General features: G+C 63.4%; 23 protein-coding genes and 1 tRNA gene. 12 read left to right on the top strand and 12 right to left on the bottom strand.

Going from position 1 to position 21166, the window contains the following annotated elements; translation table 11 throughout:
- Positions 1–5: 5 nt before the first annotated feature.
- Together BM413_RS00480 and BM413_RS00475 are read right to left on the bottom strand one after the other, a co-directional pair.
- Positions 6–332: a DUF167 family protein gene (locus tag BM413_RS00480; RefSeq protein ID WP_091908874.1), complete on the bottom strand. Its 327-nt coding sequence runs from the start codon at positions 330–332 to the stop codon at positions 6–8.
- 5 nt (positions 333–337) lie between these two features.
- Positions 338–631, bottom strand: coding sequence for a YggT family protein (locus BM413_RS00475; RefSeq protein ID WP_091910189.1), 294 nt, complete (start codon positions 629–631; stop codon positions 338–340).
- 149 nt (positions 632–780) lie between these two features.
- Here BM413_RS00475 and BM413_RS00470 point away from each other — a divergent pair.
- Positions 781–856: transfer RNA gene (locus BM413_RS00470), tRNA-Ala, on the top strand.
- Between the two features lie 110 nt (positions 857–966).
- On the opposite strand, the gene BM413_RS00465 is transcribed toward BM413_RS00470, so the two are convergent.
- The 3 genes from BM413_RS00465 to BM413_RS00455 form a co-directional block, all read right to left on the bottom strand.
- Positions 967–1989, bottom strand: coding sequence for a purine-nucleoside phosphorylase (locus tag BM413_RS00465; RefSeq protein WP_091908870.1), 1023 nt, complete (start codon positions 1987–1989; stop codon positions 967–969).
- Positions 1990–2211: 222 nt separating this feature from the next.
- Positions 2212–3378 carry a M15 family metallopeptidase domain-containing protein gene (locus BM413_RS00460; protein ID WP_091908866.1) on the bottom strand — a complete coding sequence of 389 codons (1167 nt, stop codon included), beginning with the start codon at positions 3376–3378 and terminating at the stop codon, positions 2212–2214.
- A gap of 24 nt (positions 3379–3402) precedes the next feature.
- Positions 3403–3906: a hypothetical protein gene (locus BM413_RS00455; RefSeq protein WP_091908864.1), complete on the bottom strand. Its 504-nt coding sequence runs from the start codon at positions 3904–3906 to the stop codon at positions 3403–3405.
- A gap of 516 nt (positions 3907–4422) precedes the next feature.
- On the opposite strand from BM413_RS00455, the gene BM413_RS00450 reads away from it, so the two are divergent.
- The 5 genes from BM413_RS00450 (at position 4423) to BM413_RS00430 (ending at position 8947) form a co-directional block, all read left to right on the top strand.
- Positions 4423–5250, top strand: a complete 828-nt coding sequence (locus BM413_RS00450) for a cytochrome c oxidase subunit II (RefSeq protein WP_091908861.1) — start codon at positions 4423–4425, stop codon at positions 5248–5250.
- Positions 5251–5332: 82 nt separating this feature from the next.
- On the top strand, positions 5333–7108 hold the full coding sequence (gene ctaD / locus BM413_RS00445) for a cytochrome c oxidase subunit I (RefSeq protein WP_091908858.1): 1776 nt from the start codon (positions 5333–5335) through the stop codon (positions 7106–7108).
- Positions 7105–7815, top strand: coding sequence for a cytochrome c oxidase subunit 3 (locus BM413_RS00440; protein WP_091908855.1), 711 nt, complete (start codon positions 7105–7107; stop codon positions 7813–7815). Before ctaD ends, BM413_RS00440 begins: the two co-directional genes overlap by 4 nt.
- Before the next feature lie 4 nt (positions 7816–7819).
- A complete protein-coding gene (locus BM413_RS00435) occupies positions 7820–8542 on the top strand; it encodes a heme-copper oxidase subunit III family protein (RefSeq protein ID WP_091908852.1) in 723 nt (240 codons plus the stop codon).
- Positions 8543–8551: 9 nt separating this feature from the next.
- Positions 8552–8947 (top strand): cytochrome C oxidase subunit IV family protein, encoded by a 396-nt coding sequence (locus BM413_RS00430; RefSeq protein ID WP_091908849.1) that lies wholly within the window; start codon positions 8552–8554, stop codon positions 8945–8947.
- A gap of 51 nt (positions 8948–8998) precedes the next feature.
- Here the strand turns inward: BM413_RS00430 and BM413_RS00425 are convergent, their stop codons facing one another.
- A complete protein-coding gene (locus tag BM413_RS00425; RefSeq protein WP_091908846.1) occupies positions 8999–10291 on the bottom strand; it encodes an NCS2 family permease in 1293 nt (430 codons plus the stop codon).
- 422 nt (positions 10292–10713) lie between these two features.
- Here BM413_RS00425 and BM413_RS33985 point away from each other — a divergent pair, with 422 nt between their 5' ends.
- The 3 genes from BM413_RS33985 to BM413_RS00420 all read left to right on the top strand — a co-directional run bounded on the left by BM413_RS33985 (position 10714) and on the right by BM413_RS00420 (position 12402).
- Entirely contained in the window at positions 10714–10848 is a 135-nt protein-coding gene (locus BM413_RS33985; RefSeq protein WP_280141807.1) for a hypothetical protein, read from the top strand.
- Positions 10849–10850: 2 nt separating this feature from the next.
- Complete coding sequence (locus BM413_RS32955; RefSeq protein WP_162931542.1) at positions 10851–11012, top strand: hypothetical protein; 162 nt, start codon at positions 10851–10853, stop codon at positions 11010–11012.
- 148 nt (positions 11013–11160) lie between these two features.
- Positions 11161–12402 (top strand): MFS transporter, encoded by a 1242-nt coding sequence (locus BM413_RS00420; protein WP_091908843.1) that lies wholly within the window; start codon positions 11161–11163, stop codon positions 12400–12402.
- A gap of 4 nt (positions 12403–12406) precedes the next feature.
- Here the strand turns inward: BM413_RS00420 and BM413_RS00415 are convergent, their stop codons facing one another.
- The 6 genes from BM413_RS00415 to hemC all read right to left on the bottom strand — a co-directional run bounded on the left by BM413_RS00415 (position 12407) and on the right by hemC (position 18676).
- Positions 12407–13117 carry a glutamine amidotransferase gene (locus BM413_RS00415; RefSeq protein WP_091910186.1) on the bottom strand — a complete coding sequence of 237 codons (711 nt, stop codon included), beginning with the start codon at positions 13115–13117 and terminating at the stop codon, positions 12407–12409.
- A gap of 18 nt (positions 13118–13135) precedes the next feature.
- Entirely contained in the window at positions 13136–13621 is a 486-nt protein-coding gene (locus tag BM413_RS00410; RefSeq protein WP_091910184.1) for a tellurite resistance TerB family protein, read from the bottom strand.
- Between the two features lie 162 nt (positions 13622–13783).
- On the bottom strand, positions 13784–15454 hold the full coding sequence (locus tag BM413_RS00405) for a heme biosynthesis protein HemY (RefSeq protein ID WP_091908840.1): 1671 nt from the start codon (positions 15452–15454) through the stop codon (positions 13784–13786).
- 16 nt (positions 15455–15470) lie between these two features.
- Positions 15471–16913 carry a COG4223 family protein gene (locus BM413_RS00400; protein WP_091908837.1) on the bottom strand — a complete coding sequence of 481 codons (1443 nt, stop codon included), beginning with the start codon at positions 16911–16913 and terminating at the stop codon, positions 15471–15473.
- A gap of 110 nt (positions 16914–17023) precedes the next feature.
- Positions 17024–17746, bottom strand: a complete 723-nt coding sequence (locus tag BM413_RS00395) for a uroporphyrinogen-III synthase (RefSeq protein WP_091908835.1) — start codon at positions 17744–17746, stop codon at positions 17024–17026.
- Positions 17747–18676, bottom strand: coding sequence for a hydroxymethylbilane synthase (hemC, locus tag BM413_RS00390; protein WP_091908832.1), 930 nt, complete (start codon positions 18674–18676; stop codon positions 17747–17749). It lies immediately after the preceding gene.
- A 99-nt stretch (positions 18677–18775) separates the two neighbouring features.
- On the opposite strand from hemC, the gene tsaD reads away from it, so the two are divergent.
- Genes tsaD through BM413_RS00375 form a run of 3 tightly spaced genes read left to right on the top strand, consistent with a single transcriptional unit; the run spans position 18776 to position 21155 of the window.
- Positions 18776–19861, top strand: a complete 1086-nt coding sequence (gene tsaD / locus BM413_RS00385; protein WP_175544229.1) for a tRNA (adenosine(37)-N6)-threonylcarbamoyltransferase complex transferase subunit TsaD — start codon at positions 18776–18778, stop codon at positions 19859–19861.
- Positions 19858–20841, top strand: coding sequence for an NAD(P)H-dependent glycerol-3-phosphate dehydrogenase (locus BM413_RS00380; RefSeq protein ID WP_091908826.1), 984 nt, complete (start codon positions 19858–19860; stop codon positions 20839–20841). The genes tsaD and BM413_RS00380 overlap by 4 nt, the downstream gene beginning before the upstream one ends.
- A gap of 17 nt (positions 20842–20858) precedes the next feature.
- A complete protein-coding gene (locus BM413_RS00375; protein ID WP_091908823.1) occupies positions 20859–21155 on the top strand; it encodes a YciI-like protein in 297 nt (98 codons plus the stop codon).
- The last annotated feature ends 11 nt before the right edge of the window (positions 21156–21166 follow it).

The following is a 21166-nucleotide window of genomic DNA, read 5'->3' as shown; positions in this document are numbered from 1 at the left end:
CGATGCTAACCCGAACCGCCCTGCCCCGCCAGTTCCTCCAGCCTGCGCACAAGCGCTGCCGGATCGCCGGTGACGCGAACCGTCTTCAGCCGCGACGTGCCGCCCGCAACAACGGAGACATCGCCGCGCGCCACGCCGAGGACCGGGGCGAGAAGCTTTTCAAGCGCTGCATTGGCGGCACCCTTTTCCGGCACGGCCCGAACACGGGCATTCAGATGCGCGCGATCGTCCGCACCCGCCGCAACGCCCTCAACGGCATCCCGGGAAGAGCGCGGCGTCAGCCGGACAAAGACATCCACGCCATGCTCATGCGCCCGGAAGAAGCCGGCCACGAATCTTACGCGAGCAGGATCGGCGCGATGGTCGTCAAGATGAACTGCCGCAGGAAGAAGATGATCAAAAGAACGATGATCGGGGAAATATCGATGCCACCGAGGTCCGGCAGGATGCGGCGTATGGGCGCCAGAACCGGCTCGGTAGCCTTGAAAAGAAAGCTTCCGATCGCCCCGACGAACTGGTTGCGGGAATTGACCACGTTGAACGCATAGAGCCATGAGAAGATGGCCGAGGCGATGAGTATCCACCAGTAGATGTCCAGCGCCAGGACCAGGGTCTGAATGAGGGCGAGCATGCCGTTCTCCATTGAATTTCCGACATGTAACGACTGCACGCCGGTGCGGCAAGACCTGGAGCCCTACGTCGCAGCCCGGCTATCCGACCGCCGATCTGCTTGCTTGACACGGCGGGCCGCGAAACCATAAATATCGCCATCCGTTGGACGGGGCTGTAGCTCAGCTGGGAGAGCGCGTCGTTCGCAATGACGAGGTCAGGAGTTCGATCCTCCTCAGCTCCACCAACGGATATATTTCCGAAAAAGCAGGATCGACTGTTCCAAGGGCCTTACCCGCTGCGGGATTGCGGTCCTCGACGCCCCCCTGACGAGGAGCGCCGACGACAAGTCTGCGCTTACTGGTTCGGCACGCCCTTTTCCCAGCCATCCCAATCCTCGATGATCGAATGGGCGACCTTCGCGCCGACACGATAGGCATTGGCAGTGGCAGGACCAAAGCCGCCGGACTTGGCTGACAATGACTGCGCGGGGGTCTGGTTCGGCGCCTCACGGTCGAAATTGGAAGCGGTCCGCAGCAAGGCTATGCGGTCGAAGTTCAAAAGTCCGGCATCGGCGGCGCGGCGCAACGCGGTGAGCGAGGCGTTGTCCTCCATCTGCGTCGTGCAATAATTTGCCTTGCCATCCGTCATCATGGTCGACCACGCGCCCATTCCTTCAGCTATCTTCGAACCGTGCCAATAGGTGTCGATCGACACTGTGTCGCAAATGCTGACGGCCGGAGCCGCGTTGCCCGGTGCCGATGGATAGGACGCCCTGTAGGCTTTCGCATCGTCGTTGTCGGCCAGTTCAACGTCCTTGCTCAGTGCGAAAGCTTTCTGCAGCAATGCCTCATCGAGCTGATAGACTTCGGTGCCGGCCGCCCATTTCGGCTTTTCGCCCGGCTTGCCCGCGCCCAGCGCGACGATGCCACTAGGCCAATCCGCCGCGATCTGCCGCGGGTCGATGTCGTGGCGAAGCCCGCCGTCGATGGCGTAGCGTGCCCAGTGGGCCGAGCCCAGCGTGCCTTCGTCCGGGTCGACGCCAGCGATGCCGGCGATCAGGATGTAAGTCTGCTTGAGATCGAAAAGGTTACTATAGACCAGCGCCGACACCGAACTTGCGGCATTGGCGTAGCCCATGGCCGTGGTCATCACGCAAAGGCCTTTGTCGTCGCAGGCAACATCTGGATACTCCTTGGAAAAGCCCGGGACCGCTATTTTCCGGTCGAGCTTCTCTCCCTCCAGCCACGGCTTCGTTTCGCCGCCGAACATGGTGATGACCAGAACCTTCGGCGTCATCGTTTCCGCCTTGGCCTGCGGCGTCGCGCTTATCAGAGCTGCAACGGCAGCGAGCGATGAGGCGAATAACATTTTCAGCATTATGCGAGGTTCCTGAAATGGAGATTGAGAAGCGCTGCCTTGAGCATGCCAACCATGGGAGAAATCATTTTTCCTGGCAAGAAAACTCTAAGCCGCCTTCCGATTGGCTGTGGATTGCCGGCTGGCAGTAACCCGCATCGACACCACTTCCGCTCCTCCTGAACTCCGTTGCGCCGGCGGCATGGCTTGCCTATCCAGCACCCCGGTTCCGCAGGCTCGTCTTTATGAGGGCAACCAGGCGCTCCAGTTGCGGTCGGCCCGCTCGAATTCTGCCCGCAACGCCCTGCGCATCGCGGCAACATCGGCAGCGGTCGCCTGAGCAGGCTGTCCTGCAACGGCTGGTGCAGCGCCCGGACGAGCCGCAGCGCCTGCCATTTGCCTGGCAGCCACCGGCAATGCCGCCGCGCGGGGCCGGGCGGCGGCGCGCGCACGCGTCAGTGTGGGCGCGTCGAGGGTCGCATTGCCCGCCCATATCTGTGCTGCCGTGCCGACGGGATAAAGCGCACCGCCAAAACCGAGATCGCTTTGATAGACGCGACCGGCGCGCTCCCAATGCATGGTGCCGGAGCGGGTCAGATGGGCGGCAAGGCTGCGCGCCATCGACACGCCGGCGTCGCTCCAGTTCTGGAGATGTGGGCGATCACCGGCCGGGCCGCGATAGGCGCCGACCTCATTGCTGGTTCCGACCGCGCGCAAAGCATCCCAGAATTTCAGCTCCTGTTCGGCCGAGGCGCGGTGTATCTGGCCGAGCCAGTGGCCTTCGTTTTCCACTACGGTGCCATCGCTGCGCAACCAGCGCAGGCCGGCAAAACCGATGTCGGCGGCCATGCCGAAATTATGATTGCTTTCGCCCGGACCCGCATTGGTCACGCCGCGGCCGCTGGTGAACAGCTCATACTGTTCCTGGAAGTTGCGGCGGCCGCCCTGCGGACAGACGCCGATCGCTATGCCGTGAACGGCATGCATGCGGTTGATCAGCCTGTTGACCTTCACGCGAAATGCCGGTGCGAAAGTGTAGGTGGCGGCATTCGCTATCTTGGCGTCCCGCTGCTGGGCGGTCGCTTCCAGATAGACGGTCCTGCCTGCCGGCAACACCCTCAAGCCCTGGAAAGCCTGCGGCACCGCCGCCACCAGGCGCCGCCACGCCGCATCATTGGGCTGGATCACGCCTCGGACCGCTGCCGCCGGCGTCTGCGGCTCGACATTCTGGTCGATCTTGAACTGCCGGATCGCGGCAATGGTACCGGCCCCGCTGGCGCCGTCATAGGAGGTCAGGTATGGGCCTCTTCCCGCCGGCTGCTGGACCTTCATCAGCATGACCTGAATGAGTGCCACATCGGAACCGGTATTCGTGCCGCCATCGCCGACGGACCCAGCTATTGCCTGCATTTTGAACCTCCTCGATCGGTCGAATTATTCGTGACAGGTGAAATCCAGCGTGGCGTCGGCGGAAGCCGTGGGAGCTTCCGGTGCCACCAATTCCGCTTTGAGAGCTATGGGCGTGCAACCGGTATCGGCCAGCCAGAAGCCCACATAAGTGTCCTTGTTGCCCGCCGCCGTGGGTGGGACATCGACGGCGCTGTCCAGCAAGGCACCGCCTGATGGCGACGTTTCCGTCTGGCCTTCGCCAGCGAGCTCGACGGCGAGAAGCCTTACCTTGGCGCCAGCCGTGAGGGGTGGCTCCGCAGTGATGTGGACCGTGACGAATGTCGACGTGGAGGCGTTCTCCCCCATCACGACATTGCCGAGTTCGGGACCGTTCGGCCCCAGAACATTTTCGGACAATTGCCCGGTCGTGCTGCCGAAGAGCCGGGCCTCGATCGTCAGGCGCGGGGCTGCATCCTCGGCCCATGCGGCGGTGCCGACGAGAAGAGATGCTGCAAGGCCTACGCAACAGCCCAACGAAAATTTCAGCATGAAAATTGTCTCCGCATCCTCGCCACGAAACGATGATTGTCCTGGGCCGGAAAGGCCGGCAGGCACGCCCGTCCCGACATCAGCCGATGTCGGCCTGGCTCAGCCATGCTGCCAGCGATCTCGCGTGCTTCTGAAGATTGATCGACATGTTCTGCCTCCTCCGGAACAAGATAGATCTTGTTCTGCCAATGGCCGTGTCACCAGGCGGGGGCAGTCCTGGAGTCCTACAAAGCGCTTACCAAAAACCGTCCCGCCCGACAATCGCACAAATTGCAACACAAGATTTCCATAGCCGGCGGTTGCATCGGAAAGAGACGTTAACCGCCTCGGATCACATCACCATGACAGTCAGCAGGACGCGCAGCGGGCCCTGGGAAAGCGCAGAAAAACGCCATTTGCAGGCCGTCATGGCGTGAATTTCAGCACACCCTAGAATTACAACCAGAAATCAAGTTATGATGACCTCGGTGCTTCTGAGTCCTATTGCACTCATCGAGGCACCGGGAGGACTGAGGCATGGCCGTAGTGCTTGTACTCGTTCTTGTTGTCGTAGGTTCGGTGGTGTTTCACCTCGTGAGCCCATGGTGGTGGACGCCCATCGCTTCAAACTGGAACTATATCGACAACACCATCATCATCACCTTCTGGATCACCGGCGTGGTCTTCGCCGCCGTCGTCCTATTCATGGCCTATTGCGTCTACCGCTTCCGCCACAAGGAAGGACAGAAGGCGCATTACGAGCCCGAGAACAAACGCCTCGAATGGTGGCTCACAGTCGTCACCGGCTTCGGCGTCGCCGCCATGCTGGTTCCAGGCCTGTTCGTCTGGCACCGCTTCGTCACCGTGCCGGCAGACGCCACCGAAGTGGAAGTGCTCGGCCAGCAATGGCAATGGAGTTTCCGGCTCCCCGGCAAGGACGGCAAGCTCGGCCTCGCCGAGACGAGCCTTGTCACCACCGATAACCCGCTCGGCCTGAAGACCGACGATCCCAACGGCCAGGACGACGTGATCGTGCAGGCCGCCGACCTGCACCTGCCCATCGGCAAGCCGGTGAAGATGCTCCTGCGCTCGATCGACGTGCTGCACGATTTCTACGTGCCGGAGTTCCGAGCGAAGATGGACATGATCCCCGGCTCCGTCACCTATTTCTGGTTCACGCCGACCCGCACCGGAACCTTCGAGGTGCTCTGCGCCGAGCTTTGCGGCCAGGGACATCCCTTCATGCGCGGCGTCGTCATGGTCGACACCGAGGAAGATTATACGGCATGGCTCGGCCAGCAGCAGACATTCGCGCAGCTGATGCCGCCGCAGCAGACGAGTTCAGTGGAGCCCGCCGGCCACTGATCAGGGAGGCATTCAGGCGGATTGGGTGACGACGGCATTCGAACAACCGGATGCTGCCGAACAGGAACAAGGAGGTGTTCCTATGGTCGATGTCACGCCTGGCTCGGTCGGTCCAATACCGCCGGCCGAAGTCGCGGAGATGGAACTCTATCATCCGCACAGCTGGTGGACGAAATACGTCTTCTCGCAGGACGCCAAGGTCATCGCCATCCAGTATTCGTGCACGGCACTGGCGATCGGCCTGGTAGCGCTCGTGCTGTCCTGGCTGATGCGGCTCCAGCTCGGCTTTCCCGGCACCTTCGACTTCATCACGCCTGAGGCCTATTACCAGTTCATCACCATGCACGGCATGATCATGGTGATCTACCTCCTCACCGCGCTCTTCCTCGGCGGTTTCGGCAACTATCTGATCCCGCTGATGGTCGGCGCGCGCGACATGGTCTTCCCCTATGTCAACATGCTGAGCTACTGGATCTACCTGCTCGCCGTTCTCCTGCTGGTCGCGGGCTTCTTCGCCCCCGGCGGCCCGACCGGCGCCGGCTGGACGCTCTATCCGCCGCAGGCCATCATGGCCGGCACGCCCGGCGGCGAGGACTGGGGCATCATCGTGATGCTTTCCTCGCTCATCCTGTTCATCATCGGCTTCACCATGGGCGGCCTCAACTATGTCGTGACCGTGCTGCAGGGTCGCACGCGCGGCATGACCCTGATGCGCATGCCGCTGACCGTCTGGGGCATCTTCACCGCCACCGTCATGGCGCTGCTGGCCTTCCCGGCGCTGTTCGTCGCCTGCGTCATGATGCTGCTCGACCGGGTTCTCGGCACCAGCTTCTTCATGCCGGCAATCGTCGAGATGGGCGAGCAGCTGCAGCACTCAGGCGGCAGCCCGATCCTGTTCCAGCATTTGTTCTGGTTCTTCGGCCACCCCGAGGTCTACATCGTCGCCCTGCCCGCTTTCGGCATCGTCTCCGATCTCATCAGCACCCATGCGCGCAAGAACATCTTTGGCTACCGCATGATGGTCTGGGCGATCGTCGGTATCGGCGCGCTCTCCTTCGTGGTCTGGGCGCACCATATGTATGTCTCGGGCATGCACCCCTATTTCGGCTTCTTCTTCGCCACCACCACGCTGATCATCGCCATCCCGACAGCCATCAAGGTCTACAATTGGGTGCTGACGCTGTGGCGCGGTGACATCCATTTGACCATCCCGATGCTGTTTGCGCTGGGCTTCATCGTCACCTTCGTCAATGGCGGGCTGACCGGCCTGTTCCTGGGCAATGTCGTGGTCGACGTACCGCTATCGGACACCATGTTCGTGGTCGCCCATTTCCACATGGTCATGGGCGTAGCGCCAATCATGGTGATCTTCGGCGCGATCTATCACTGGTACCCGAAGGTCACCGGCCGCATGCTCAACCACGCCATGGGCATGTTCCACTTCTGGGTCACCTTCGTCGGCGCCTATCTGATCTTCTTCCCGATGCACTATCTCGGCCTGATGGGCGTGCCGCGCCGCTACAACGAGCTGAGCGACATGGGGCTCATCGGAGAGTCGGCGCACCACCTGAATGCCTTCATCAGCATCATGGCCTTCATCGTCGGCTTCGCGCAGCTGGTGTTCCTGTTCAACCTGATCTGGAGCATCCGTAACGGCAAGGAGGCCGGCGGCAATCCATGGCGTGCCACCACGCTCGAATGGCAGACGGCTCATACCCCGCCGACCCACGGCAATTTCGGCAAGGAACTGCCGATCGTCTATCGCTGGGCCTATGATTACAGCGTGCCGGGAGCGCCGCAGGACTTCATCCCGCAAAACGAGCCGGGTTCGTTCGGCCCCTCGAGGGAGCCGGCATGAGCGTGATCCTGGTCTTCCTGGCCGTTATCGTCGGCATCTCCGGCTGGTGGCTGTCGCATCAGCGGCTGATGTCCAAGCCATGGCTCGAGCATGGCTCGGTCAGCGCATTCCCCGGCACGGAATCCGGCTCCATGCCACCGGCGAAGGTCGGGCTCGGCGTCTTCCTTGCCGTCGTCGGCGCTCTCTTTGCCCTGTTCACCAGCGCCTATTTCATGCGCATGGGCCTGTCGGACTGGCGGCCCATGCCGGTGCCGAAGCTGCTGTGGCTGAACACCGGCATGCTGGTGCTGAGCAGCGTGGCGCTGCAATGCGCGCTGGTTGCGGCCCGCCGCAAGGACATCCGCATGGTCCGGCTCGGCCTCATCACCGGCGGCCTGACCGCACTTGCCTTCCTGATCGGCCAGCTTCAGGCATGGCGCGACCTCGTTGCCGACGGCTACTACCTGTCGAGCAACCCGGCCAACAGTTTTTTCTACCTGATCACCGGCATGCATGGTCTGCATATTCTGGGCGGCCTGTTCGGATTGGGTCGCACGACCGCCAAGGCCTGGAGCGACGCACCGAACGACCGGCAGCGCCTGAGCCTGAGCGTCGAGCTATGTGCCATGTACTGGCACTTCCTGCTGTTCATCTGGCTCGCCATCTTCGTGCTTCTGGCCGGGTGGGCAGCCAACTTCATCGACATTTGCCGCCAATTGCTGAGCTAGGGCCATGGCAGAAACAACAGTGACGCAGATCAACCCCACAGCGCAGCGGCCGGAGGGCTGGCAGGGCATTGCGGCCGACTGGGCCTCCGATCAGCGGGCGTTCAAGAACGTCTCCTGGGGGAAGGCCATGATGTGGATCTTCCTGCTCTCAGACACCTTCATCTTCGGCTGCTTCCTGCTTTCCTACATGACCGCGCGCATTTCGACGCGCGTGCCGTGGCCGAACCCGAGCGAGGTGTTCGCACTGAACATCGGCGGCACCGAGGTTCCGCTGATCCTGATCGCGATCATGACCTTCGTGCTGATCTCATCGAGCGGCACCATGGCGATGGCAGTGAATTTCGGCTACCGCCACGACCGCCGCAAGACCGCGATCCTCATGCTTTTGACCGCAGCCCTTGGCGCGACCTTCGTCGGCATGCAGGCCTTCGAGTGGACCAAGCTGATCACCGAAGGCGTGCGCCCATGGGGCAACCCGTGGGGCGCGGCACAGTTCGGCTCCTGCTTCTTCATGATCACCGGCTTCCACGGCACCCACGTCACCATCGGCGTGATCTTCCTGATCATAACGGCGCGAAAAGTCTGGCGCGGCGACTACGACACCGCCCGAAAGGGCTTTTTCACCAGCCGCAAGGGCAACTACGAGAGCGTCGAGATCATGGGGCTCTATTGGCACTTCGTCGATCTGGTCTGGGTGTTCATCTTCGCATTCTTCTATCTCTGGTGAGGACGAGACATGGCTGAAGCAACTGCACACGGCCAAGGACAGCATGGGCTGCACGCCGTACACACGCATGACGGCACGGCAGCGCCGGTCGACGCGCACCAGGAACACCCGATAAAGCTCTATCTGGTGGTCTGGGCGTGGCTGTTCATCCTCAGCGCCTGCTCCTACATGGTCGATTATTTCGGCGTCCACGGCTATCTCAGATGGACGCTGATCCTGATCTTCATGATGCTGAAGGCCGGGCTCATCGTCGCCGTCTTCATGCACATGGCCTGGGAGCGCTTGGCGCTGGCCTATGCGATCATATTGCCGCCGGTGCTGGTGCTGGTGTTCACGCTTATGATGGTGTTCGAGGCCGACTACACGCTGTTCACGCGCCTGGTCTACTTCGGCAACGGGCCGTAAGTCTCTTAAGAAGCGGCCCCGCCATAGGCGAGGCCGCAAGCGCTTATCAGATCACCCTACGAAGAAAGCAAAGCGGATCACGAAGAGTGCCGCGACGATCCACGTTGCCGGGTGCACTTCACCGGGCCGACCAGTCAGCGTCTTCAGCACGGCATAGCTGATGAAGCCGAAAGCCAGACCGTTGGCGATGGAATAGGTGAAGGGCATCATCAGCGCGGTAAGGGCCGCCGGTGCTGCTTCCGTCACGTCTTCCCACTTGATCTCGACCAGCTCCCGCATCATCAGGCCGGCGACATAGAGAAGTGCCGGCGCCGTCGCATAGGCAGGCACCGAGCCCGCCAGCGGCGAGAAGAACAGCGCGGCCAGAAACAGCAGCGCAATCACCAGCGCGGTCAGGCCGGTGCGCCCGCCTGCCTGCACGCCGGAGGCGCTTTCGACATAGGCGGTCGTGCTGGACGTGCCGAGCAGCGAGCCGGCAACGATGGCCGTGCTGTCGGCCAGCAGCGCCTTGCCGAGCCGGTTGGGCTTGCCTTCCTGGATCAGGCCGGCGCGCTTGGCGACGCCGATCAGCGTGCCGGTGGCATCGAAGACTTCGACCAGCACGAAGACCAGGATGACATGCACCAGACCGCTGTGCAGGGCACCCGGAATGTCGAGCTGCAGGAAGGTCGGCAGCAGGCTGGGCGGTGCCGAAACCACGCCGTTGAACTGGCTGACGCCGAGCAGCATCGACAGCACGGTCACCACGAGAATGCCGATCAGGATCGCCCCGCGTACCTTCAGCGCATCCAGTGCCGCGATGATGAAGAAGCCGAGAATGGCAAGCAGCGGCCCGGTCTGGGTGATGTCGCCAAGCGTCACGAAGGTCGCGTCGCTGGCCGCCACGATGCCGGAATTCTTCAGCGCGATGATCGCCAGGAACAGGCCGATACCGGCAGCGATGGCGCTGCGCATCGATTGCGGTATGCCGGCGATGAGCCAGCCTCGTATACCGCTGACGGTCAGGATCAGGAAGATGACACCGGAGATGAACACCGCGCCCAGCGCCTGCTGCCAGGAAAAGCCCATGGCGCCGACGACGGTGAAGGCGAAGAAGGCGTTGAGCCCCATGCCCGGCGCCATGCCGATCGGCCATTTGGCGACAAACGCCATGACCAGCGTGCCGAGCGCGGCCGCAAGGCAGGTCGCCACGAACACGGCGTTGCGATCCATGCCCGTCGACGACAGGATCTCGGGATTGACGAAGATGATGTAGGACATCGTCAGGAACGTCGTGATGCCTGCGATCACTTCGGTCCGGACCGAGGTCCCGTTTTCCTTCAGGTTGAACAGTCTTTCCAGCACGCTTCCCTCCCAGGAATTTTGATCGGGCCAGCGAGAGTTTCCAAGGCGCAACAGGCGCCTTTTCGCTCCTCGACTTTCGCTGGTCCCTGTCGATCAGGTGCAAGGCACATGCGGTGCCTGCACAAAACGACGGCACCTTCTGCCTGTTGGTTTGCCGGCACAAGGCCGGAATATCCCGGTCTGAAGCGAAGCTGTTTATGAAATTTGTTGAATGAAGACCTGGAAACCCGATCGACAATTCGCGTGAAAGCGCAGGCCAAGGGAACTCATTGCGGCCTTGAGTCTTATTGACATGAATAAAGCCGGAAGCCTGCCATGTACAAGTTTTTCAACGTACTGCTTTCCTTTGCCGTACTGAATTGGATGCGAGATTGGCCCGCCGAGCCCGCCGATTTCTCGCCACTGAAAAGAGGCGCCAAGCGATGAGAATTCTTTTCCTGCTGCTCGCCGGCTACGCCGTCCATCGCATCATCGAGGAAAACCGGCCCCCCGTGCTTGCCGGACGCCTGCAGCCTGCACGTCCTCCGCTCATGCCGGATTCCAGCTGGGGTTCGTAGCCTTGAAACCGTTTCAGCTGGCACTTTGTCTTGCGGCCTGTGCTCTGCTCGGAACCATCATCGGAGCGATGATTGGCCAGGCCGGTTCCGGTTTCGCCACAGGGCTGGCGGCGGGTGCGGCGATCGCCAGCGTCTTCATCATGCTTGACGACAAGACGACCTGACGACTGCCGTGAACTCGCTTTCGCGTGGCCAATAAAAATGCTGGGCCAGAAGCTAAGCCCGCGCATGTTGCAAGAAACTGTTCTATGGTGCGCGCCGCACGACACGGCGCGAAAACATCTACGCATGCGCCACTAGCCGAAATTCCTGATGACCCCGCAAGCAGATTCCGTCCCCTACCAGCGTTACGCCGCCTTTCGCCACAGCGCCTTCCTGCGCTTCTGGGCAGCCCGTTTCCTCGCCACATTCGCCACCCAGATCATCTCCGTGGCAGTCGGCTGGCAGATCTATGACCTGACCCGCGATCCCTTCGATCTCGGCCTTGTCGGCGTCATCCAGTTTGCGCCATCGCTGCTTCTGGTGCTGGTCACCGGCGTCGTCGCCGACAGGTTCGGCCGCCGTCTGATCATGGGGCTTTCGACCTTTCTGGAAGCGATATGCGCACTAGCCCTGCTGCTGCTCAGCTGGCACGGTCTCGTCAGCCCGACGCCGGTCTTTTGCGTGCTTGCGGTATTCGGCGTGGCGCGCGCCTTTTTCGGCCCAGCTTCCGCCTCGCTGGTCGCCAACCTCGTGCCGCAGGAAGATTTCGCCAACGCTGTCGCCTGGAATTCCTCGGCATGGCAGACGGCCACCATCGTCGGTCCGGTCGCCGGCGGCCTGCTCTACGGCCTGTCGGCTGAGGCCGCCTACGGCATTGCCGCGGCCTTCATGCTGGCCGGCGGCCTGCTGGTGCTCAGCATTCCTAAACCGGCGCAAAGAACCGAAACCGACAGGCCATCGCTCGAAACGCTGTTCGCAGGGTTTCGCTACATCTGGAGCGAGAAGGTCGTGCTCGGCGCGATCTCGCTCGATCTGTTCGCCGTGCTGCTTTCAGGCGCCGCAGCGCTGCTGCCGGTCTATGCCCGCGACATTCTCGATCTCGGCCCATGGGGGCTCGGCCTGCTGCGCGCGGCACCCGGCATCGGCGCGCTCAGCGTCGCCGTATGGCTCGCCGGCCATCCCATCCGCGACCACGCCGGCCTCCTGATGTTTATCTTCGTTGCGCTCTTCGGCGTCTTCACCGTCGTGTTCGGCCTGTCGACCATCACGTGGCTGTCGATCGTCGCCTTGGCCATACTCGGTGCCACCGACATGATCAGCGTCTATGTCCGCGAAACGCTGATCCAGCTATGGACCCCCGACCATGTGCGCGGGCGCGTCAACGCCGTCAACATGGTGTTCGTCGGCGCCTCTAACGAACTCGGCGAATTCCGCGCCGGCACGATGGCCGCACTCATCGGCACGGTGCCGGCGGTGGTGTTCGGCGGCGTCGGCGCGGTCGCGGTTGCCGGCATCTGGGCGTTCCTGTTCCCGGAACTACGCAAGATCCGCCATCTCGGCGGCAGGCACTAACCATTTAGCCTTGGACAGGCTTGCCGAAAATCGTCTGCAGGAACTCCATCAGCCAGCGCTTTAGGTGCATGTCCCAGATCATCCGGCCGCCGAGATGGTCGCGGCCGGGCTGGGCGCCGGGAAGCTCGAAGCGATGCGCGCCGCGCACCACCCAGCGATGCATCATCACGCGGGTCAGTTCGGCATGGAACTGGATGCCCCAGGCGTTCTCGCCATAGCGGAAGGCCTGGTTCGGATAGGTCTCCGCCGTCGCCAGCAAGGTCGCGCCTGACGGCAGCGAAAAACCCTCGCGGTGGAACTGGTAGACCATTTCCGGCCAGTGCATCAGGTTCTTGCCGGCCTCGGTCGCCTTCAGCGGATACCAGCCGATCTCCACCAGTCCCTCGCCATGGCCCTCAACCTTGCCGCCGAGATGATTGACCAGCATCTGCGCGCCGAGGCAGATGCCGAGAAAGGGACGGTTTTCCTTCAGGGGAACAGAAAGCCAGTCGGTCTCACGCTTGACGAAATCGTCCTCGTCATTGGCGCTCATCGGTCCGCCGAAAACCACGGCACCCGCATGATGCGAAAGCGTCTCAGGCAGGGCATCGCCAAGCGGCGGCCGCCTTATGTCGAGGTCGAAACCGTTTTCCAGAAGAACATGACCGACACGCCCAGCGCTGGAACTTTCCTGATGCAGGACGACGAGTATCTTGGGCCGTTGGCGTGGCGGCATGAATCCGATCAAAACCCTCTATTCATCCGAAGAACCACCCTTCGCATCCGGCATGCCGCGGGCAACCGCCTGCCGCATGGCGATGCGGTCACGCCGGTCGACACCAATCAGTTCGGCGACGCGCCAGAGCGTGTTGTCTTCCAGTTCGTGAAGCTCACCGTCGGCATAGACGATTTCCCACATCAGCCGGATGAAATCGATCCTTGCCGGCTCATCGAGATGGCGCTTGAGCACACTGGTGAAAGCATAGAGGTCGACTGCCTCGTTGTCGGCCTTTTCGCCGGCAGCAACAAGGGCGGCAAGCTCAGTGCCAGTCACGCCATAGGCTTCGGAAAGAAGCTGCTTCAGCCGCTCCCATTCCACGTCCTGGCGAACGCCGTCGGCATCCATGGCGTGATAGAGAAGGGCTGCGGCAGCCACGCGCGGATCGTCCTCGCGTGCAGCATCGGCACCAGGCAAGCCGCCCGGCAAATCCTTCAGAAACGACAATACGCGCTCGAACATGCTGCTGTCCTTGGCCATGGGAGAAAGCTATCCTTCCTCCGCCGCGAATGTCCACTCACGGCAGGGACAACTTTCCGTAAAACTTGTTGGCACAGCCGTTTTGGGCGGAGCCGCTCGATATGTAGCGCGATTCAAGCCGTAATGGCGTGAATCGCGTCACACTCAGAATAAACGGAAACGGCGCTGGGTTTGTTCCGCGGTCTCGTCCGGCTCGACACCGGGATCGTCCGGCAAGCGCGGCAGTTGCTCTTCGTCTGGCTCCGGCACGACGTCGACGTCAGGCGCAATTATGGCTGCAGAAGGCACCTTGTCCAAATCAGCGGCGGCGCTCTTCTCGTCATGCACCACAGCCGGTTTGGCCTTTTTCCCAGCTTTCGGCTTTGTATCCACCGGAGCACTGCTCGCGGAGACATCCGCGCGTTCCACCGGCTCCGGCACAACATCGACGACATCTTCGTCTTCCACCAGGTCAGAGACCGGCATTTCGGGGGCGGCGATCGACGGCCGCGTGCTGACCGGCTCATCCTGCTCGATCATCTGGCCAAGCCGTTCCATCGGCACCCGCCATTCGAAAGCGTCGAGCCTGCCGGTGACCGGCGAGGCAGGCGCCCAATGCTCCGAGACAAAACCGTCTGCCACCCAGGCGGGATCGCGCGGCGCGCGCACGGCTTTGGACAGAAGCTGACGCACCTTGCCCTGGTCGCCTGTCTCGGCTTCCTCGATATCGGCAAGCACCAGATAAGCACCTTCGCGCGGCTGCATGCGGATCGCGGCTTCGGCTTCCTCGCGCGCCAGCCTGTATTCGCCGGCATCGAGGGCCGCACGCGCCACGGCGAGCGATGATTCGGGGTGGTTCTGCTTCAGCGATTGCAGTTTCTTCGCCCGCGCCAGCCGGTCGAGCACCGCGTCGCCCGGCCGGGCATGAACGTAAAGCTCGGCGATTTCCGGATGCGGCTCGGCTTTCCAGGCGGTTTCCAGCATCTTCGAACCCTTGCGGATGTCGTCCTGCCGGAACAGCACCTTGGCTGCAACGAGCGCTGCCGGCGCGAAATCGGGCCGCAGGCGATTGGCCTCGATTGCGGCAGCTTTGGCACCGGCCAGGTCCGTATCGAGGATCGACATCGCCTTGGCCGTCAGAAGAACGGAGCGACGGCGATTGGCATCCGCCGGCTCGACCCGCCGCGTCGACTTCTGCGCATCGACAAGCTTCAGGGCATCGTCCCAGTCGCCCCGCTCGACCTTCTCCTCGATGGTCGAATCGGCCGCCCAGGTGAGTTGCGGCGCGATGTCGGCAGCCCGTCCGGCATAGTGCCGCGCCACCGCCTTGTCGCCGAGGCGCTCGGCCTCGAGATAGAGCCCGCGCAGGCCGAGCAGCCGCATCTCGGGATCGTCGAGCATCGCCTCGAACTTGCCGCGCGCTGCCTCATGATCGCCCTCGAGCAGCGAGGTCTGCGCGTCCAGCAGATGGATCAACGGCTCCTGATCGGAGCGGATCAGCTTGGCTGCCTGCTTGTTCATCTTGCGCGCCAGCGCGCCGTCGCCGGCACCCGCCGCGATCATGCCGGTCGACAGCGCCTGGTAACCGCGATCCCGGCGGCGCACGCGAAAATAGCGTGCGATCGTATAGGGGCTGTTCCAGATCGACTTGGTCAGCCACCACAGGATCATCACCGCCGCGACGATCGCCGTCACCGCGACAGCCGCCACCATCAGGCTTACGCCATACTGGTAGCCGTTGAAGGTGACGATCATGTCGCCGGGGCGGTCGGCGAGCCAGGCAAAGCCCAGGCCCAGCGCGAAAACGACGACGAGGAAAAAGAAGATACGGATCATCGGTCTGTTCCTGTCCTCACGCCTTCATCGCGCCGGCAACCGCCTGATCGACCAGTTTCTGTGCTTCCACCCGCGCGCGCAGCTTTTCGGCAAACGTGCTGCCTGCCGCCTTGGCGGCCTCAGGCAAAGTGTCATACTCGGCAAGCGCCTTGTCCAGTTCGCCGGATTTCAGCGCGAATTCCATGCGCGCCACCGTTTCCGGCACGCCCGTGCCTTCGACCGGGCCGACCGGCCGCACCGAAACCAGGGCTTCCACGCTGCTCATCAAACGGCTGACGAAACTCGCCTGCTCGTCGACCGGCTTGGCGACGGCGAGCATCGCCTTCACGGCAGCCTCGGTCTCACCGGTGATTTCGGCAGTCGACGGCACGCCCTTTTCGGCAAAAGGACGCAGGCCGGCGACTTCCGGCGCATCGGGCGAGATCGCGGCGAACGTCTCGAGCTCGGCCTGGAACGGCGCGCCACGATCAAGCGCCGCCTTCAGCGCGGTCGCCGCGATCGCCAGCGCCACCTTCGGCTGTCCCGCCTGCGCCTCGACCTTACCGGAAAGGTCCGTCACCTTCTGTTCCACCGCAGACAGCCGGCCATCGCTTGCCGTCACCGCCTCGCTGGCAGTCCTGGCCAGCGTCTCGACGCCGGCGACGCGCTCGCCGATCGCCGTCAGGTCGCTTGCCGCCGCCTGTCCACTTCCCTGCTCGCGCAACGAAGCGATCGACGTTTCAAGTTCCTTCATCCGGCCATCCAGCGCCTGAACGGCGCTATCGTCCCCGCCGGTCGCGGGTGCGGCCTGCTGCAGATTAGCAAGATCGGTCTTGGCCTGATTGACCGACTGGGTCAGCGCATCGACGCGGCCGGTCAGTTCAACATCCGGCCCGCCGGCATTGTCCTTCAGCGAGGCGATCTCCTGGCGAACCTGCGTTATCTCGGATTGGAGCGAGCCCACCGCAGAACCATCGGAGCCGGCCGAAGGCAGCAGCCCGGCATATTGCAGCGCGCCGGCACCCGCCAGCGCGATCAACCCGCCGACGATGCCGGCGGCCAGCGGCGGAAACCCGCTGCGGCGCTGCTCAGGCTGGGTGTAGACCGGTTTTTCCGGCTGCGCAGGCCGCGAAGTCTCTTCCTTCACGTCGCTCTTGCCGGCCTCGTCCGGCTTCGGCTCCTGCGCCGAAAAATCATAATCGAAGCCTTCACGCACCGGCTTGGCTTCAGCCTGATCCTGCTCGGGTCCCAATGCGGAACTGGCCGGGGCCTCGGCAGTCGTGTCGACCATGGTGAAATTCTGCCCGCCGGATTGAGTTGCTTCCGCTTCCGGCGTTTCGGCCTGTGCTGCGCTGGTCTCCTGAGCTGCGGCTGCCTGCGCTTCCGCCTCCTTGATGCGCGAAACGGCGCCCGGCTCCAGCTCGATCGTCACCGGTTCCCGATGCGTCTTCGAATGCCGGGTCTTCGGCGTCTTGACCATGTGAGAACTCCGCAATGAATGTCGTTTTCAATAATCCCGCAACGCAGGAACCAGCAAAAAGATCAGTACCACACCAGCATGACGTGAAAAGGGGCCGGGTGATGGCGCGTTCAGCGGTCGGCCTTCAGCAGCGACAACAATGCATCCTCTGTCGGCTCGGCCGCTATCGAAATCCGGTCCTTTTCCGCCGCGTTCAGGGAAGCTGCAACACGGTCGGACAGACAAAAATAGCGCGCTGTCGCGAAAAGGGAATGCATCCCGGGTTGCCCGGCGAGGCCGGATAACGCTTCCGCGGCCTTGGCCGAATAGAGCAGAACCGCGTCGATTTGACCGCCCGCCAGCAACGAGGCGACGGCTTCCTCCGGATAGTCGATCCTGCGTGTGTCGTAGGTCTCCTTCACGAAAACCCGCAATCCCGATTCGGCGATGCGGCGTTCGAAATGGTCGAGCCGGACACGGCCCGTAAGGTACAGGATTCTGGAACCCGCCGGCAGTTCGGCCAGGATCTGGTCTGCAAGGCCCACCGCGTCGCCGGAACCTTCAATGACGCTGGCAAAACCGGCTTCCCGCGCGGCCTTCGCCGTTTTCCTGCCAACCGCGAACAAGCGCCGGCCTGCCAGAGATGCAATCAGATCGTCTGAAGCATGGCGTATCGCGTTGGCGCTGGTGACGGCAACTGCATCCATGTCGTGCGGGATCGCAGACACATCGACCGGCAGAGCCAGCGTTTCCGATAGCGGCATAACAACAGGCGAAAACCCCACTTCTTCAAGCCGGCGTGCGGTGGCCGACGCGCCGGGTTCCGGCCGTGTCACCAGCACCCGGGGCCGCATTCAGCTCCAGCCCTCGAAAAAACGTGTGCCAGCGCGTGCGCGAACGTCTTCGCCCGCCGCGCGGCCGATTTGCGCCGCGTCGGCAGCTTTACCTTCGCCCCGCACCTCATGCGCCTCGGTTCCGTCGGGTGAAAGGATGACGCCGCTGAACGACAGATGATCGCCCTCGATCACGGCATGACCGGCAATCGGCGTGCGGCAGGAGCCGTCGAGCGCTGCGAGATAGGCCCGCTCGCAGGCCAGCGCATGACCCGTCGGGGCATCATGAATGGCGGCGAGCAGATCGCGCACCTCGCTATCGCTGGAGCGGTGCTCGATGCCGATCGCGCCCTGGCCGGGTGCGGGCGGAAATTTATCCAGCGGCATCAGGTCGGTGATGACCTCTTCCAGACCAAGACGCCGCAACCCGGCATTGGCGAGAATGGTGCCGGCTGCAATGCCTTCCTCCAGCTTGCGCAACCGCGTCTGCACATTGCCACGAAACATCACCACCTTCAGGTCGGGCCGCATGCGCTTTATCAGTGCCTGCCGCCGCAGCGACGACGAGCCGACGGTCGCGCCATGCGGCAACTCTGCAATCGACGGCGCCAGCTTGCCGATGAAGGCATCGCGCGGGTCTTCGCGCGGCAGGAAGGTTGAGACCTCGAGCCCTTCCGGCAGCACGGTCGCCATGTCTTTCGAGGAATGCACAGCGATGTCGATGCGCCCGTCATACAGCGCATCCTCGAGTTCTTTGGTGAAAAGCCCCTTGCCGCCCACTTCCGAAAGCGGCCGGTCCTGGATGCGGTCGCCGCTGGTCGAAAGCGGCACGATCTCGAAGGCGTCTTCGGGAAGGCTGTGCGCCGCAACCAGCCGCGCGCGCGTTTCCACGGCTTGCGCCAGCGCCAGCGGACTGCCGCGAGTTCCGATTTTCAACGCTCTAGTTTGCATGACGCTCGGTCCGTGATACCCACCCGGCGAATGGGGTTTTCGCCCCGCATCTCCTATCGGGGAAATCACGGTCGGGCAATGCAACGAAATGACGCCATGATCCGCGTGCTCGGCATCGAAACGAGCTGCGATGAGACAGCGGCCAGCGTGGTCGGCCTGCGCGAGGGCGCTGCACCCGAGATCCTGTCGAATGTCGTGCTCAGCCAGATCGAGGAGCACGCAGCCTTCGGCGGCGTCGTACCGGAGATCGCCGCGCGCGCCCATGTCGAGGCGCTGGACGGCATCATCGAGGTAGCCCTTGCCGATTCGGATGTGACGCTTTCCGAGATCGACGCCATCGCCGCCACCGCCGGACCCGGCCTTGTCGGCGGGCTGATCGTCGGCCTGATGACGGCCAAGGCGATCGCTGCCGCCACCGGCAAGCCGCTGATCGCGGTCAACCATCTCGAAGGCCATGCGCTGACGGCGCGGCTCACCGACGGCCTGGCCTTTCCTTACCTGCTGCTGCTCGTTTCCGGCGGTCATACGCAGATCGTGCTGGTGCGAGGCGTCGGCGACTACCAGCGCTGGGCGACAACAATAGACGACGCACTCGGCGAAGCCTTCGACAAGACCGCCAAGATGCTCGGCCTGCCCTATCCCGGGGGCCCGAATGTCGAAAAGACGGCGGCGAAGGGAGATGCAAAACGCTTTGCTTTCCCCCGCCCGATGAAGGGTGAGGCCCGCCCGGATTTTTCCTTCTCGGGCCTCAAGACCGCCGTGCGGCAGGCGGCGACAGCCATCGCCCCGCTCAGCGAGCAGGACGTCGCCGATATCTGCGCCTCGTTCCAGTTGGCCGTGTCGGACGCGCTCGGCGACCGCGTCGGCCGCAGCCTCGCCCGCTTCCGCGAGGAATATCCCGATGTGAAGACGCCGGCGCTGGTCGTTGCCGGTGGCGTCGCGGCCAATCGCCAGATTCGCTCGACGCTTGAGACATTATGCGCCGGTCACGGCTTCAGCTTCATCGCGCCGCCGCATGTGCTGTGCACCGACAATGCCGCGATGATCGCCTGGGCCGGTATCGAGCGCATCCGCGCCGGGCTGGTCGAGCCCGATGCGATGGATTTCGTGCCGCGCTCGCGCTGGCCGCTCGACAGCATTTCCGCGCCCATGATCGGCTCGGGCCGGCGGGGAGCCAAGGCATGAGCAATTATCGCATCACCGTGCTGGGCGGCGGCGCCTGGGGCACCGCCCTTGCGCTGACCATGGCCCGCGCCGGCAATTCGGTGCGGCTGTGGGCGCGTGACGAGGCGATGGTGGCGGCGATCGCCCAGGGCGAAAACCCGCGCTATCTCCCCGGCATCCGCCTCGACCCGGCGCTGGAGGCGACCACCGACCTCAATGCGGCACTGGAGGGCGTGGACTGCGTGCTCGTCGTCACCCCGGCGCAGGTGCTGCGCGCGGTACTCGGCGAGGTGAAGGGAAAAATTCCGGCACATGTGCCGCTGGTTCTCTGCGCCAAGGGCATCGAAAGCACCACCGGCACGCTTCTGTCGCAGATCGCCGGTGAAATCCTACCAAACAACCCCGTCGCGGCTTTGTCCGGCCCTAGCTTCGCCTCGGATGTGGCGAGAGGCTTGCCGACGGCCGTCGTGGTGGGCGCGCAGGACGAGGCGCGCGCCGCAGCGCTCGCATTGCGCTTTTCCACCGACAGCTTCCGCTGCTACTCGACCGGCGACCTAGTCGGCGTCGAAATCGGCGGCGCGCTGAAGAATGTCTTTGCCATCGCAGCAGGCGCCGTCACCGGCGCTGGCCTTGGCGCCAGCGCGCAAGCTGCCATGGTCACGCGCGGCTTCGTCGAACTGCGCCGCATCGGTGCCGCCTTCGGTGCCGAGCCGGAAACGCTGATGGGGCTTTCAGGCCTCGGCGACCTGCTGCTGACCTGCTCGTCGGCCCAGTCGCGCAATTTTGCCTACGGGCTGGCGCTGGGACGCGGCGAACCGCTCGCCGGCAGGCCGCTGGCCGAAGGGGTTGCCACCGCCGGCATTGCCGCCCGCATCGCCAAAGAGCGCGGCGTCGACGCGCCGATCATCACCGCCGTCGCCGGCATCCTTGCCGGCGCCATCACCATCCAGGAAGCGGTCTCGGCGCTGATGTCGCGCCCGCTTCGCCACGAAGCCGAATAGAAACAGGAGCTGAAAACATGCTGTTTGCGTTCATCTGCAAGGACAAGCCGGGTCATCTGCAACTGCGCCTCGACACGCGCCCGGAACACGTCACCTTCCTCAACGGCCTCAACGACGCCGGCACGCTGAAATTCGCCGGCCCGTTCCTCGACGATGACGGCAAACCCTGCGGCAGCCTTGTCGTTGTCGAAGCTGCCGACAAGGCAGCGGCAACGGAGATTTCGGGCAACGACCCCTTCGCCAAGGCGGGCCTGTTCGAAAGCGTCGAGGTGCAACCCTGGAACTGGGTCTTCAACAACCCGGCGAGCGCCTGAACCACAAGAGG

The organism is Mesorhizobium sp. YR577 (assembly GCF_900116595.1).
Lineage (GTDB): Bacteria > Pseudomonadota > Alphaproteobacteria > Rhizobiales > Rhizobiaceae > Mesorhizobium_M.
Note: the sequence above shows the minus strand (reverse complement) of the source record. Positions and strands in the feature narration are given on the sequence as shown.

Coding starts and splice junctions, on each gene's coding strand:
- BM413_RS00475 (WP_091910189.1), bottom strand. CDS start 631: ATGCTCGCCCTCATTCAGACCCTGGTCCTGGCGCTGGACATCTACTGG.
- BM413_RS00465 (WP_091908870.1), bottom strand. CDS start 1,989: ATGCTGAAAATGTTATTCGCCTCATCGCTCGCTGCCGTTGCAGCTCTG.
- BM413_RS00460 (WP_091908866.1), bottom strand. CDS start 3,378: ATGCAGGCAATAGCTGGGTCCGTCGGCGATGGCGGCACGAATACCGGT.
- BM413_RS00455 (WP_091908864.1), bottom strand. CDS start 3,906: ATGCTGAAATTTTCGTTGGGCTGTTGCGTAGGCCTTGCAGCATCTCTT.
- BM413_RS00450 (WP_091908861.1), top strand. CDS start 4,423: ATGGCCGTAGTGCTTGTACTCGTTCTTGTTGTCGTAGGTTCGGTGGTG.
- ctaD (WP_091908858.1), top strand. CDS start 5,333: ATGGTCGATGTCACGCCTGGCTCGGTCGGTCCAATACCGCCGGCCGAA.
- BM413_RS00440 (WP_091908855.1), top strand. CDS start 7,105: ATGAGCGTGATCCTGGTCTTCCTGGCCGTTATCGTCGGCATCTCCGGC.
- BM413_RS00435 (WP_091908852.1), top strand. CDS start 7,820: ATGGCAGAAACAACAGTGACGCAGATCAACCCCACAGCGCAGCGGCCG.
- BM413_RS00430 (WP_091908849.1), top strand. CDS start 8,552: ATGGCTGAAGCAACTGCACACGGCCAAGGACAGCATGGGCTGCACGCC.
- BM413_RS33985 (WP_280141807.1), top strand. CDS start 10,714: ATGAGAATTCTTTTCCTGCTGCTCGCCGGCTACGCCGTCCATCGCATC.
- BM413_RS00420 (WP_091908843.1), top strand. CDS start 11,161: ATGACCCCGCAAGCAGATTCCGTCCCCTACCAGCGTTACGCCGCCTTT.
- BM413_RS00415 (WP_091910186.1), bottom strand. CDS start 13,117: ATGCCGCCACGCCAACGGCCCAAGATACTCGTCGTCCTGCATCAGGAA.
- BM413_RS00410 (WP_091910184.1), bottom strand. CDS start 13,621: ATGTTCGAGCGCGTATTGTCGTTTCTGAAGGATTTGCCGGGCGGCTTG.
- BM413_RS00405 (WP_091908840.1), bottom strand. CDS start 15,454: ATGATCCGTATCTTCTTTTTCCTCGTCGTCGTTTTCGCGCTGGGCCTG.
- BM413_RS00400 (WP_091908837.1), bottom strand. CDS start 16,913: ATGGTCAAGACGCCGAAGACCCGGCATTCGAAGACGCATCGGGAACCG.
- BM413_RS00395 (WP_091908835.1), bottom strand. CDS start 17,746: ATGCGGCCCCGGGTGCTGGTGACACGGCCGGAACCCGGCGCGTCGGCC.
- hemC (WP_091908832.1), bottom strand. CDS start 18,676: ATGCAAACTAGAGCGTTGAAAATCGGAACTCGCGGCAGTCCGCTGGCG.
- BM413_RS00380 (WP_091908826.1), top strand. CDS start 19,858: ATGAGCAATTATCGCATCACCGTGCTGGGCGGCGGCGCCTGGGGCACC.
- BM413_RS00375 (WP_091908823.1), top strand. CDS start 20,859: ATGCTGTTTGCGTTCATCTGCAAGGACAAGCCGGGTCATCTGCAACTG.